The sequence below is a fragment of the Cryobacterium sp. Hb1 genome (genome assembly GCF_004403585.1).
Classification (GTDB): Bacteria; Actinomycetota; Actinomycetes; order Actinomycetales; family Microbacteriaceae; genus Cryobacterium; species Cryobacterium lyxosi.
Genome location: NZ_SOHI01000024.1, coordinates 326,315 through 339,587 on the forward strand (window position 1 = coordinate 326,315; position 13,273 = coordinate 339,587).

11 protein-coding genes, 2 tRNA genes and 1 pseudogene are annotated in these 13,273 nt (G+C 64.3%); 9 read left to right on the forward strand and 5 right to left on the reverse strand.

All coding sequences use genetic code 11. The features are described 5' to 3' along the window. Nucleotides 1–33 precede the first annotated feature (33 nt). Both pheA and E3T38_RS08970 read left to right on the forward strand, forming a co-directional pair. Nucleotides 34–990, forward strand: coding sequence for a prephenate dehydratase (gene pheA, locus E3T38_RS08965; RefSeq protein ID WP_134547902.1), 957 nt, complete (start codon nt 34–36; stop codon nt 988–990). Continuing rightward, a complete protein-coding gene (locus E3T38_RS08970) occupies nt 987–1,478 on the forward strand; it encodes a hypothetical protein (RefSeq protein ID WP_134547903.1) in 492 nt (163 codons plus the stop codon). Before pheA ends, E3T38_RS08970 begins: the two co-directional genes overlap by 4 nt. A gap of 18 nt (nt 1,479–1,496) precedes the next feature. Here E3T38_RS08970 and E3T38_RS08975 read toward each other — a convergent pair whose 3' ends face one another. Continuing rightward, nucleotides 1,497–2,480, reverse strand: coding sequence for a diacylglycerol kinase family protein (locus E3T38_RS08975; RefSeq protein WP_134547904.1), 984 nt, complete (start codon nt 2,478–2,480; stop codon nt 1,497–1,499). A 63-nt stretch (nt 2,481–2,543) separates the two neighbouring features. On the opposite strand from E3T38_RS08975, the gene serS reads away from it, so the two are divergent. The 5 genes from serS (at nt 2,544) to E3T38_RS09000 (ending at nt 6,402) form a co-directional block, all read left to right on the forward strand. Further along, on the forward strand, nt 2,544–3,824 hold the full coding sequence (gene serS, locus E3T38_RS08980) for a serine--tRNA ligase (protein WP_134547905.1): 1,281 nt from the start codon (nt 2,544–2,546) through the stop codon (nt 3,822–3,824). After that, complete coding sequence (locus E3T38_RS08985) at nt 3,821–4,636, forward strand: HAD family hydrolase (protein ID WP_233200494.1); 816 nt, start codon at nt 3,821–3,823, stop codon at nt 4,634–4,636. Before serS ends, E3T38_RS08985 begins: the two co-directional genes overlap by 4 nt. A 120-nt stretch (nt 4,637–4,756) precedes the next feature. Beyond that, nucleotides 4,757–4,841, forward strand: a tRNA-Ser gene (locus E3T38_RS08990). Between the two features lie 85 nt (nt 4,842–4,926). Beyond that, complete coding sequence (locus tag E3T38_RS08995) at nt 4,927–6,210, forward strand: LCP family protein (protein ID WP_134547906.1); 1,284 nt, start codon at nt 4,927–4,929, stop codon at nt 6,208–6,210. 101 nt (nt 6,211–6,311) lie between these two features. Next, nucleotides 6,312–6,402 (forward strand) — tRNA-Ser (locus tag E3T38_RS09000). A 24-nt stretch (nt 6,403–6,426) separates the two neighbouring features. On the opposite strand, the pseudogene E3T38_RS17105 reads toward E3T38_RS09000, so the two are convergent. Continuing rightward, nucleotides 6,427–6,684, reverse strand: a pseudogene (locus E3T38_RS17105) (tyrosine-type recombinase/integrase); the annotation flags it as partial. Between the two features lie 44 nt (nt 6,685–6,728). Here E3T38_RS17105 and E3T38_RS09010 point away from each other — a divergent pair. Continuing rightward, complete coding sequence (locus E3T38_RS09010; RefSeq protein ID WP_134547908.1) at nt 6,729–6,827, forward strand: Ltp family lipoprotein; 99 nt, start codon at nt 6,729–6,731, stop codon at nt 6,825–6,827. 96 nt (nt 6,828–6,923) lie between these two features. On the opposite strand, the gene E3T38_RS09015 is transcribed toward E3T38_RS09010, so the two are convergent. The 3 genes from E3T38_RS09015 to E3T38_RS09025 all read right to left on the reverse strand — a co-directional run bounded on the left by E3T38_RS09015 (nt 6,924) and on the right by E3T38_RS09025 (nt 10,367). After that, on the reverse strand, nt 6,924–7,289 hold the full coding sequence (locus tag E3T38_RS09015; protein ID WP_304563203.1) for a cupin domain-containing protein: 366 nt from the start codon (nt 7,287–7,289) through the stop codon (nt 6,924–6,926). A gap of 125 nt (nt 7,290–7,414) precedes the next feature. Then, complete coding sequence (locus E3T38_RS09020) at nt 7,415–9,403, reverse strand: aconitate hydratase (RefSeq protein WP_134547909.1); 1,989 nt, start codon at nt 9,401–9,403, stop codon at nt 7,415–7,417. 268 nt (nt 9,404–9,671) lie between these two features. Continuing rightward, entirely contained in the window at nt 9,672–10,367 is a 696-nt protein-coding gene (locus tag E3T38_RS09025) for a hypothetical protein (RefSeq protein WP_134547910.1), read from the reverse strand. 214 nt (nt 10,368–10,581) lie between these two features. Between E3T38_RS09025 and E3T38_RS09030 the strand changes: the two genes are divergently transcribed. Next, nucleotides 10,582–13,263 carry an FtsX-like permease family protein gene (locus E3T38_RS09030; RefSeq protein ID WP_241984383.1) on the forward strand — a complete coding sequence of 894 codons (2,682 nt, stop codon included), beginning with the start codon at nt 10,582–10,584 and terminating at the stop codon, nt 13,261–13,263. Nucleotides 13,264–13,273 lie beyond the last annotated feature (10 nt).

Consider the following 13,273-nt stretch of genomic DNA (forward strand, 5'->3'; position numbering starts at 1 on the left):
GCACAGTCTGGCACCCCCGGTAGGCTGTCAGCCATGCCCGACTCGCCGAATCCGCTCCAAGCCCAGACTTACAGCTATCTCGGCCCGGCCGGCACCTTTACCGAAGCGGCGCTCGCCCAGGTGCCGAGCGCCCGCGGCCAGATCTGGCGTCCGGTCAACAACGTCGGTGAGGCCTTCGCCGATGTCGTGAGCGGCCGCAGCCTGGCGGCAATGATCGCCATCGAGAACTCGGTCGACGGCGGCGTCACGGCCACGCAGGATGCCCTCGCGAGCGTGCCGAACCTGCGCATCATCGGCGAATACCTGGTGCCCGTGAACTTCGTACTGGTCGCCCGCCCCGGCACAACATTGGATGACGTACGCGTCATCAACGCGCATCCGGTCGCCTACGGGCAGTGCCGTAATTGGCTCGAACGCACCCTGCCGAGCCACGAGCACATCCCCGCGTCGAGCAACGTCGCCGCCGCGTCGTCCCTCCGGGACAACACGCAGGCGGATGCCGCGATCGCCCCGCCCGGCATCGACAAGCACCACGACGTCGTTGTCCTGGCGTCAGAAATCGGTGACAACCCGAACGCGGTGACCCGGTTCGTGCTTGTCGCCCGCGGCAACGAGCTCACCGCGCCGACCGGAGCCGACAAGACCAGCCTCATCATCGAGCTGCCGAGCGACCGCTCCGGCGCATTGCTCGACATGCTCGAGCAGTTCGCCACCCGCGGCGTGAACCTCAGCCTCATCCAGTCCCGGCCGATCGGGGATTCCCTCGGCCGGTACCGCTTCGTGGTCGATGCCGACGGCCATATTCTTGATGAGCGCGTCGCTGACGCACTGCTCGGACTGCGTCGCTTCAGCCCCAAGGTGATCTTTCTCGGGTCCTATCCGCGGGCAGACCAGCGCAAGATCGAGTTCACCTCCCGCTACGACGACGGTATCTTCATTGAGGCCCGCGACTGGTTGCGCGGGCTGATCGCGGGGGAGCCCACCCAATGACCGAGCCGCGCTTTGACCCGGAGCACGATGCCCGCTATCAGCGCGGCTATGAGCCCGGTGACTCGGCGGATTCCACGAGCGCGGCGATGACCGAGCTGTTCGCGCCCACCTCATCCAACCAGCCAGAAGCATCCGTCGAAACAGACGGGCGCAACTCGGGCGCGCTCCCTGTGCCCTCAGACGGTGCAGCTGACGACGACGAGCCCCTCGACCATTTCGAGCCGCGTAATCCGTTCATCATTGCCCTGTGGATTATTGGGCCAGCCCTCATCATCGGCGGGCTGATCCTGCAGGTGCGTACGATCACTTCCACCTATTTCAGCTCCGGCTTCGCGGGATCCTCGAACGCGGAGGTGCCGATCGAGATGGTGATGCAGCAGTTGACCTACACTCTGTCGCCCGCAATGATCTCCACCGGTCTGGTCGCCGTTGTGGGCCTGCTGTTCGTCCATGCCCTGCGGTGGCGTTCCCGATCGTCGCGCCCGTAATCGTCCAAGCTATTTGGCTCAGGCCGGCACGCGCACGATGAGCGCGCCCGCATCGGCGTGCAGGCGCACCTTCTGCACCAGACCGAACTCATCGCCGTCGAGTTCGAAATCCTGCGCGTGCTCGAGCGCGATACGAATGTCGGGCCCGCGCAGGGTCGTCATCACCCGCTCATTTGACGACTCCGTCGCCGCAATCATGCGTCGCCCCACCGCTGAGCGGCGCAGTACCCCGTTCTCCCAAGTCACCCGCCGCCAGATGGTGAGCCAGCCGAGCATGCCCTTGGGCTGCAGCACGGCAATGTCCAAAATGCCGTCGTCGAGGCGTGCCTCCGGTAAAAACTGCAGGTTGCCCGGCAGTAGCCCGCAGTTGGCGACGAGAATGGCGCTCACCTGCGCCGGCCGGTCCGTGCGTCCAGCAACGCTGTAGCGGATGCGAAAGGGCCGCGCTTTCGGCAGCGCCCGTGCCACCCCGTCGACGTAGGCGAGCCAGCCCATCTGCTTCTTGAGGTCGTCGCGTGTGTGGGCGATCATCTGCGCGTCGAGCCCGAGCCCGGCCATGACCAGAAAAACGTGCTCTTCCACGGCGCCGACATCGGTGGTCACGATAGCGACGCCGAGGTCGATGGGCTTGTCGACACCGCTGAACGCGATCGATGTCGCGGCGTCGATGCTGCCGAGCGGGAGCAGCAGGTTGCGGGCGAGCAGATTGCCGGTACCCGATGGCACGATGGCCATGCGCACGCCGGACTCCCGCAGCGCCTCGGCGACGGCCCGCACCGTGCCGTCACCGCCGGCCGAGACCACCATAGCGGCGCCGGTATCGAGGGCCCGTTTGGTAGCGGCCTGGCCGACATCGTCGACAGTTGTTTCAAACCATTGCGTCGTACCCCATCCGGCGGACTGCTCCGCTTCGGCCACGCTCGCCCGCAACTTAGCGAGGTCGACCTTGACGGGGTTGTAGACGACGGCAGCATGCTGGGCGAGGTTTTCGGAGGCGCTCACGAGGCCTAGGCTACTGGGTTGGCCTCGCGATTGCCCGACGGGAGTCACTTGTAGACTGGCCGGGTGATTGATCCGGTGCTGTTACGCGAAAACCCCGACCTCTTCAAGCGTTCGCAGGAGGCCCGTGGCGACTCCGTTGAGGCGGTCGATGCCGCGCTTGCTGCCGACGCGGAACGGCGGTCGACGATCACGGCGTTCGAAGACCTGCGCGCCGCGCAAAACCTGTTCGGCAAGCGGGTAGCTGCGGCGCCTGGCGCTGAGAAAAAAGCCCTCGTTGCAGAAGCGCAAAGCCTCGCCGCCGAGGTGAAGGCTGCCGGAGTCATCGCCGGCGAGGCCGACACCCGCTTCACCGCGGTCGTCAAGACCATCGCGAACCCGATCATCGACGGCGTACCGGTCGGCGCCGAAGAAAACTTCGCGACCCTACGCACCCACGGTGAAGCCCCGATTTTCGACTTTGAGCCGCGCGACCACCTTGAGCTGGGCGAACTGCTCGGAGCCATCGATATGGCCCGCGGCGCCAAGGTCTCCGGAACCCGCTTCTACTTTTTGAAGGGCATCGGCGCCCGGCTCGAGATCGCCCTCATGAACATGGCGCTCGACCGGGCGCTCGAAGCCGGCTTCGTGCCGCTCATCACCCCCACCCTGGTGCGACCCGAGATCATGGACGGCACCGGCTTTCTCGGCGAACACAATGATGAGGTCTACTACCTGCCCGCCGACGACCTCTACCTCACCGGCACGAGCGAGGTCGCGCTCGCCGGGTACCACAAAGATGAGATCCTCGACCTCTCCGAAGAGCCACTGCGGTACGCCGGCTGGTCCACCTGCTACCGCCGTGAGGCCGGCTCGGGCGGAAAAGACACCCGTGGCATCATTCGCGTGCACCAGTTCAACAAGCTCGAAATGTTCACCTACGTGCTGCCCGAGAACGCCGAGGCCGAGCATGATCGCCTCGTCGCCCTGCAGGAGGGCATGCTGCAGTCGCTTGGCCTCAGCTACCGGGTTATCGACGTCGCTGCCGGTGACCTCGGCTCGAGCGCCGCCCGCAAGTTCGACATCGAAGCGTGGGTGCCCACCCAGAATGCATACCGTGAGCTCACCAGCACGAGCAACTGCACCACCTACCAGGCGCGCCGGTTGGACATCCGCTATCGAACCGAATCGGGCAAGACCACGCCGGTCGCCACCCTGAACGGTACGCTGGCGACCACTCGCTGGCTCGTGGCCATGCTCGAAACGCACCAGCAAGCGGATGGTTCGGTGCTCGTTCCGGGCGCGCTGCAGCCCTACCTCGGTGGCCTCGAGGTACTCACGCCGCTCCCCGTGAAAGGAACGAAGTGACCGCGGTGTCCATGACCGAGCGATGGCTCGTCGCCCTCGACATCGACGGGACCACGATGCACGAAGACGGCTCGATCAGCCAGGCCGTGATAGACGAGGTCGCCCGGCTCACCGCTGCAGGACACGAGGTCATGCTGGCCACCGGGCGTTCCGCCGCCGCAGCCCTGCCGGTGCTCGACCGACTCGGCATCTCACCGCGCTACGTAGTTTGCTCCAACGGCGCCATCACCATGCACCGCGACGCCTCAGCGCCCATGGGCTACCGCCGTGAATGGGTCGAAACCTTCGACCCCAGCGACGTGCTCATATCGATTCGCGCGCACCTCGGGTCGGCGCGGTTCGCCGTCGAAGACGAGCACGGCTTCTACCGCTATACCGAGCCGATTCCCGATGCCACGATCGGCATGGACAGCGAACGGGTCGATTTTGATGAGCTTTTGAAGCACCAGGCAACCCGTGTGGTCGTCATCTCCCCCGACCACGACATGGAGGATTTTCTCCAGGTGGTCGAGCGCATGGGGCTGAACCGGGTCAGCTACGCCATCGGGTGGACTGCCTGGCTCGACATTGCCCCCGACGGTGTCAATAAGTCCACGGCGATGGAGCGGGTGCGGGTGTCTGTTGGTGTCCCCCGCGACCGGGTAATGGCCGTCGGGGATGGCCGCAACGACATCGACATGCTGCAATGGGCTGGCGAATTCGGTCGCGGTGTGGCCATGGGGGAGTCCCCTGATGACGTTCTTGCCGCCGGATCGGAGGTCACCGGCAACGTGGCCATCGATGGCCTCGCAACGGTGTTGCGCACGCTCTGACGGGCATCCAGTCGTTTTTCAGCCGGCTCTGTCAGCCTGAGCAGTCCGCCATCGGCTAGAATCGGGCCAGTTCGCCCAATTGTTTCTACGCTGCATTTCTCGTGGGGGCACGGGCAACCGGGAGGGCTGTCCGAGCGGCCGATGGAGCCAGTCTTGAAAACTGGTGGGCAGAAATGTCTCGTGGGTTCGAATCCCACGCCCTCCGCAGCACCTGTGAAATGCACAACCACCGGCTTACAGCGACTGTCGCTTCAGGCCGGTCCGGCCAGCAATCCGATGAGAGGACATGAGTGAGCGACCAACTTCGCCCCCGCTCGAACGGTTCGCAGAACCTCAAAACCGTTGCGCGTCACGGCCGACTGAAGAAGTCGAATGCTGCCGTCACGGTTGCGAAGTTTCTTGCCGGCAGCCTGGCCGTCGTCCTGGTCAGCGGCTTTTCGGTCGGCGCGATCGCAGCCTATGACGTTGCAGCGAGCGTGCAGCCCAGCGTGCACCTCGCCAATGAGACCAACGGTCCGGTCCCATCGATCGGCGCCATCGACGGCGGCGTGAACATGCTCATCGTCGGCAGTGACAGCCGAGTCGGGCAGGATGCAGCCTTCGGTCCGGAAGACTCCACCGGCGACCTCAACGACGTGACGATGCTGCTGCACATTTCCGAAGATCACAGCAACGCGTCGGTCATCAGCTTTCCCCGTGACATGTTCGTCTCCATCCCCTCCTGCCCCGACCCCGAGGGCGGCTCGTTCAGCGCCATGAGCAGCCAGAAGATCAACACCACGCTCACCTACGGCGGGCTCGCCTGCACGGTGCTGACCGTTGAAAAGCTCACCGGCCTCTCCATCCCGTTCGCCGCCGAGGTGCAGTTCAGCGGAGTCATGGCCATGTCCTCCGCCGTCGGTGGCGTGCCGGTCTGCGTGGCCAGCCGCATCGAAGACGAATATACGGGAACGTTCCTCGACCCGGGCGAGCACATGCTCGCCGGCTACGACGCACTCCAGTTTCTGCGCACCCGCCACGGCGTCGGCGACGGCGGTGACTTGACCCGCATCAACAACCAGCAGTTGTTCATGTCCTCGCTGGTGCGCACGATCAAGAGCGCTGACACCCTCTCGGACCCAGCCAAGGTGTATGCCTTGGCCAAGGCGGTGACAGGCAATATGCGGCTTTCCGACAGTCTCAACAGCGTGACAACCCTCGCGTCGATCGCCGTGGCACTCAAAGACATCGACCTCGACCAGGTCGTCTTCGCGCAGGTTCCGACCGGCAGCACGGCCGGAGGGGTCAAGGCCGTTCAGCCATCCTTCGACAACCTATTCGAGGCGGTTGCTGCCGATCAACCCCTCGCGTTGAGCGGAACCACCGGCCGCGGCACCGTCGCCGACCCCAACGCTCCCGTCGAAGCCGCTCCCGCCCCGGCTGCGACCACAGATCCCATCGCGACCGATGTTCCAGCCGCGACCGATGCGCCGGTGGCCACGGAAGCCCCCGGAGTCGTCCTATCGGAGTCGGTGACCGGCCAGACCGCTGGCGACTATACCTGCACCAGGGGACGTACGCTCGAGAACCAGTAGCCGGGCGCGGCATCCGTTTTTCTGACCCGGTTGTCATGGTAAGAGTGGTTACCCGTGGTACGGCTAAGATAAGGGAGTGTGTTTGCGCAAGCAGATGCCAAGGAGACGTCGCATAGTTCGGCTTAGTGCACCACCCTGCTAAGGTGGAGTACCCTTTACGGGGTACCGTGGGTTCAAATCCCACCGTCTCCGCAGCAACTTGAACCCCTGATTCCCCTATACACACTGGGACTCAGGGGTTTTCCTTTGCCCTAAAATCGGCGTTTGCCACATTTCGCCCACAATTGAAATGGCCGCAGCGTTATCGAGACGCTGTGCAACGGCCTCTTAGTCGTCTTCGAAGAGGTCCGCGTAGACGTCGAGGGTCCTCGTCGCCGAGGCCTGTCCGAGCATTCTTTGAACCGCTTTGACATTCGCGCCGGAGGAAATTGCAAGAGACGCGGCCGTGTGGCGAAGGTCGTGCATCGTCCTGGGGGAAGACCAGTGGCGACCAATGCCGTTTTGAACCACGATCGCGAATGTCACCGGCGGCAATTCACGACCAGCTGACGTCAGAGTACGGCGGGCAGTTCACGGTTTTGGAAGCAGACTATGCGATCTTGCACTTGAACGACTGAGCAAGTTCTTCATAAAAGAATCTCACTGAATTGGTGAGGTTCTTTTTTTGCCCAAGGGCGTCCTTCAGCTGTTACATCCAGCCGCAGCCTCTCTCCTTAGGACGCCGCCGGAGCGATGAGCTTGGCTACGGTGAGCAAGATGACCGCGTCCTCGACAGCCTCCAGCGAGTTGCGGCCCGACGGCATCGTGATCAGGTCCCCGCGCCATCCAGACCATGATGCGCCATCCGAGGTGAGAACGACCCGCCCCTCGAGGACCTGCACGGTCGCTTCGGCCAGGTTGTCGTGTTCTCCGAGGTGTTGACCGGCGCGCAGAGCGATCAGCGTTTGGCGGAGGACGTGCGCGTGGCCGCCGTATACGGTCTCCGCGCTGCGACCACTGGATGCGTCCCGTGCGTGATTGAGATGGTGGCGCACGAGTGCGGTGAGCGACTTCTTTTGCATGTCGTTCTCAACTTTCATTTCCCCCATGCTCCGCTACCGCTGCGCGCGTGTCAACGGTACTGTGATCGCCGTGTGTGGCTGGTTGGTGCGCCCGGTCTGGGCGCATAGAGCCGCCAAACCTGTGGACACCAAACGACGCGGGTCTATTTGGTGTCCACAGGATTGGCGGCTCCGCGCGCGCTCCGGGTGCGCAGCCACGGGATGAGGCCACCGACGAGGAGCATTTCGATTTGCCGGGTCGAGAGTTCGTGGCGCACGGAGTAGACCTCATCACGCGTTGTGTTGCGCACGAGGATCTCCGTTCCGTTCGAGAGAGCCTCCCGGATCCCGTCGAGCACGAGCACGTCATCCTGCGCGATGCGATCGTGATCGGCCGGATCCGCGAACTGGAGCGCCAGCGCGCCGAAGTTGGCCAGGTTCTGCCAGTGGATGCGTGCGAACGAGACCGCCAGCACCACCCGCAGTCCGAGAAAGCGCGGGGTGATCGCGGCGTGCTCTCGAGAGGAGCCTTGCCCATAATTGGCCCCTGCAACGATCATGTGGCCGGTCGTATCCCGGGTGAGGGCGGCGCGAGTCGGGTAGGTCGGGTCGACTTGGTCGAAGGTGAACTCGGAGAGCTTGGGAACGTTGCTGCGGAAAGGAAGCACGCGAGCACCCGCCGGCAGGATCTCATCCGTCGAAATGTCATCGCCCACGATCAGGGCGACGGGTGCCTCAATGCGCTCGGAGAGCGGTCCGAAGACCGGCAGTGAAGAGATGTTTTCGCCCTTGATTAGATGCACCCCGATGGATTCCTCCGGCGGCAAGGGCTTCTCGAGCATCGCCAGGTTCACGCTCGACACCGCCGGAAGCGTGATCTGGGGATATTCCAAACCGAAGAGCCCGGGCAGGTCGCGCGGATCGGTGATCTGTCCTGTCAGCGCGGCGGCGGCTGCGGTCTCCGGCGAACACAGGTAGACCGAGTCTTCCTGGGTGCCCGAGCGACCGGGAAAGTTGCGCGGCATCGTGCGCAGGCTGATGCTGCCATTCGCCGGGGCCTGGCCCATACCGATGCAGCCCATGCAGCCGGACTGATGCAGCCGGGCGCCCGCCCCGATCAAATCCAGCGTGGCCCCCATGATGGTGAGGTCCTGCAGAATCTGCCGTGAGCTGGGATTGACGTCGAGGGACAGGCCGGGAAATGCCTGCCGCCCCTTCGTGATCGCGGCAACGATCGCGAAATCACGCAGGCCCGGATTCGCGGAGGACCCGATCACGACCTGTTCCACCGGGCGCCCCGCCACTTCGCGTACGGGCACGACGTTGCCGGGCGAACTGGGAAGCGCAATCAACGGCACGATCGAAGCCAGGTCAATCTCCTCGGTCACGTCGTAGGTCGCATCCTCGTCCGCAAGCAGTTCGGTGAAATCCTGCTCGCGCTGTTCAGCGCGCAGAAAGGTTCGCACTTGATCATCGGCCGGGAAAATGGTGGTGGTCGCACCCAGTTCGGCGCCCATATTGGCGATCACGTGCCGATCCATCGCGGTCAGGGTTGCGAGGCCGGGGCCGTAGTATTCGACGATCCGATTGACGCCTCCCTTGACGCCGTGCCGGCGCAGCATTTCGAGGATGACGTCTTTGGCGCTGGTCCACGGCGGCAATTGTCCGGTGAGCTTCACGCCCCAGATTTCGGGCATCCTGATGTACAAGGGCTCGCCGGCTATGGCCAGGGCTACCTCGGTGCCGCCGACGCCGATGGCCAGCATCCCCAGTGAGCCGGCGGCCGGGGTGTGGCTGTCGGAGCCGACCATGGTCTTGCCGGGGATACCGAAGCGCTGCATGTGCGTGGGGTGTGACACCCCGTTGCCGGCCTTCGAAAACCACAGGCCGAACCGTTGGCAGGCGGAGCGGAGAAAGTCGTGGTCCTCCGCGTTCTTACTATCGGCCTGCAACAGGTTGTGGTCGACGTACTGCACGGAAACCTCCGTGCGAGCGCGATCCAGTCCCAACGCCTCCAACTCCAGCATGACCAGGGTTCCGGTCGCGTCCTGGGTCAGGGTCTGGTCGATGTGCAGGCCGATTTCGGTTCCCGGCACCATCTCCCCGGAGTCCAGGTGTGATGCGATGAGTTTCTGGGCGACGTTGTATGCCACGGTGAGCTCCCTTACTCGATTGCGGCGCCCGCCGACATTCGTCGGTATGAATCAACCACCGGGGCATGCCACTGGTACCAAGGTAGGACACTCGTGACGCCGGGGCTAGCCTTCTCGAGGAGACTGGAAAAGATGGACCAGGAAGACAAGGCGCTGGGGCAGGCGAGCTAGGGTCTTGACATTCTGTCGAAGGGTGAGGTCCAGGACCGTACGGCGCTGTAGGCGCTCGCACGGTGCCTGGACCTCGGTCTTGGCCGGACGCTCGCAGCTAGTGCAGGACTCCGCAGGCGACCGGGTCGGTTACCTCGGCGGGGAGAGCCGGGTTGAGTTCGCTCGCACCCTCGGGATCGCTGAGGTTGTACGTGCCGTTGCCGTCGTAGTCGTTTCCGTGGATGACTACGACGCCCTCGCCGGCGCGGATGGCTTCGGCGATTTGCGCGGCGGTGCCGAGCCCTTCGGCTCCTGGGTATCCGATTCCGGCTACGTCCGTGAAGCGGATGTTGGTGCGAAGGTAGCTATAGGAGCCGTTTTTCGCGACGGGGAACCGGGTAACGTCGAGGAAACTGGCCGGCGTGGTGTCTCCGCTGGTGTTCAGGGACACCACAACGGGGCCGTAGGCCGGTACCCCCTCGGCGGTGTTCAGTCGCCCGTCGCCGTTTTTGTCCAACGCCAGCGTGGGGCATTCGTTCATGGCCTGTTCGCCATAGTGGATGTGCTGAGCGTGGGGAGCGTCGGGCGTCAAACCCCGCGCGCGGATTCCGATCGCCCGGATTGTCTCGCCGCGAACAATGGCGACCGCTCTACCCGACGCTCCCGAGTCGTTCAGCTCCGTGAGGTGGGCGGTCAGCACTACGTTGCCGCGCACCGATTTCGGCACATGCGCTGATGCCGGTGCAGCGCCCAACGATACGGCGATTAGCGCGGCTGCGCTCGCGCCGAGCACCAGTTTGATGTTCTTCTTCACGATTCACTCCTATGGGTTTTCGCCCATCGGGACGATCCCGACGATTAGTGCGACAGCGCTGATACGTAGCCTTCAGCCAAATGCATTGGCATGGATCGCACGCACGCGCGCCTGCGGCGAAGAGTATCCGCAAATCGGTCTTCCTGACAGGGGTGGTTGCTGACTTTTTCGGCCGCTTGCGTATGCCCTGTGTTGGTTCTCGCCATATGGAGTCTTGCTCCTCCCCGCCGTGTCGGCCCGCGGTATCTCTCTGGTCGCCGGTCGTCGAGAGGGCGTCCTGGACATCTGGTTCCGCGGTAAATTTTGGGAGGGGGTCCTCGATATCCTGTACATCTACGGTCTCAGCGGACTGTGGACCCACGCGCTGCGCAAACGCAGGAAGACGCGGAATGTCGCCGGCGTCGACCTGTTCAACATCGTTCTCGACATCGTGTATCACGTGGTACTCACCCGGATGTCGCTCCAAATCCTCGGTATCGGTATCGGGGTCTTGTCGTCGGAGGCACCGCAGCACATGCACTTCAAGTACACGCTCAACGACCTGCGCAAGAACCCCGGCGTGAACATCGCTTTGCTCGTGGTCCTCGTCCTCAGTGCCTTCCTTATGGCGAGCGGTGCGATGGTGCTGGAGCGCACGCTCGGCTCGGTGAACGCCTTGTTCGATCAAGCCAAGCCGCCGCACTTCTTGCAAATGCATAAGGGTGCCTACGACGAAGCGGCCCTGGATGCCTTCGCCACCGCGCATCCGGAAATCGACTCGTGGCTCATCGAGGACATGGTCGGTTACGACAGCGCCGCCATCGCCTGGGACCGCCCGGGCACGACGGAGTCCGGCACCCTGGCGGAGAGCCTTATCGACAACCTCTTCGTCATGCAGAACACCGCGTTCGACTTCCTCCTCGATGCCGACAGCACCATCGCGTACCCGGCTGACGGCGAGACCTTCGTACCGGTCGCCTATCAGCAGCGCTTCGGGCTGCGAGCTGGTGACGAACTTCACATCCGTACCGATGTCGGCATCGAAGACTTCGTCATCGCGGGCTTCGTGCGTGATTCGCAAATGGCCTCGTCGCTCTCCTCCGCAACGCGGTTCCTCGTCTCCGACGCCGATTTCGAGCGACTGCGCACGAGCGGTGGCAGTCCCGAGATCATCGTTGAGTATCGGCTCGCCGACCCGGCACAGGCGAGCGCTTTTCGGGCCGCCTACGAGTCGGATCAGTCGTTGCCGAAGAACGGGCAGGCCGTCACCGGCGACATGATCCGCATCATCAACGCCATCAGCGATGGCCTGGTCGCGATCGCATTGATGTTCGTGAGCCTCCTGCTCATCACCATCGCCCTCCTCAACGTGCGCTTCGTCATCCGCAGCAGGTTGCAGGACGAGGTTCATCAGATCGGCGCGATGAAGGCGATCGGCCTGCCGAACTCGACCATTTCCGGTCTGTACCTATCGAAGTACAGCGCGATGACGCTCATCGCCTGCGTCATCGGCGGCGGGTTCGCGATTGTCGCGTCGCGGGCGCTCACCAGCGGCATGCAGGCGAGCTACGCCGCCGCCCCCGTCGCAGCCCTGACTTTCTTGGTCCCGATTGCCGCGCTCGTGCTGGTGTTCCTCGTCGTCATCGCAATCTGCCGCCGCGTACTGGGCATCATCAATCGCATTGAGGTCGTCAGCGCTCTCGTCCACGGCTCTATCCTCAACGAGCGGCAAACCGCCCGACGCGGGAAGCGGCTTGCCCGCCGGGTGCGTCGCTCGGCGTTCGCCTCGTACGGCGGCGGCGACCTGGGCCGTCGAATCTCGCTGGTCGACCTCCGCTCCGAGGCAGGCCAGTGGATGCTGCTGCCGCTCGTCTTCCTGCTCGCCGTGGTTCTGATCACGTTACCGACGAACCTGCTCACCACCTTCCAGAGCCCGAAGTTCGTCACCTATATGGGTGCGCCCGAGAGTGACCTGCGTCTCGACCTGCAATTCTCCGACGATCTGGAGCAGGTGCGGGAGGAAGCGGATACGGCGCTCGCCGCCGACTCCCGTCTCGCCCAGGTGCACAGGTTCGCCAACGAACTTGTCGAGACGCGCGGGGACGAGGGGTGGGAGTCGATGCGCGTCGAGGTCGGGGAGTACTCGGGGAACACGATCCAGTACCTGCGAGGCGGGCCACCCTCCGCCGGGGAGATCTCGCTATCGGTGCTCAACGCCGACCGATTCGGTGTCGACGTCGACGACGCGTTCACGGTGCGCCGTGACGGGAGCGAGGTCACCCTGACGGTGAATGGTGTCTATCAGGACATCACCAGCGGCGGCCAGACCGCCAAGATGGCGGGCGAGGCGACCGGCGTCGTCACCGGCTACATCTACTACGCCACCACCGCAGCCGGGCAGGACCCCGCCGTGATCGCCACCGACTACGGCGACCGGTTCCCGGCCGCGACCGTCGTACCGATGGGCGAGTACGTCTCGCAAACCCTCAGCTACGTCACCAGTGCTTTCTTCAACGCAGCGCTGCTCGCCATCGTGTTCGCGGTCGGGGTCGCCGCGCTCATCACGACCCTGAATCTCACCCTGCGTCTCGCCCGCGAGAAGCGCCGCTCCGGCATCCTCTCCGCGCTCGGATTCTCCGGCTCCGAGCTCGCAGCGCAGCTACGGTTCAAGGCGATCCTCACCGTCGTGATCGGCACCCTGATCGGCGTCGTCGTCGCTGCGACCCTCGGCGAGGCTCTCGTGGGCGCAGCGATCTCTCTCGCCGGTCTCGGCATCTCGAACCTGGCGTTTATCCCGAACCCGCTGCTCGTCTACGTGGCCTACCCGCTGCTACTCATCGCCGTCGGCACGATCAGTGCCGTAGCCGTGTCGTCGCGGCTGCGTCGCGGCGACACGAGCGCGTGGCTGCGCGCATGATGCACACGCC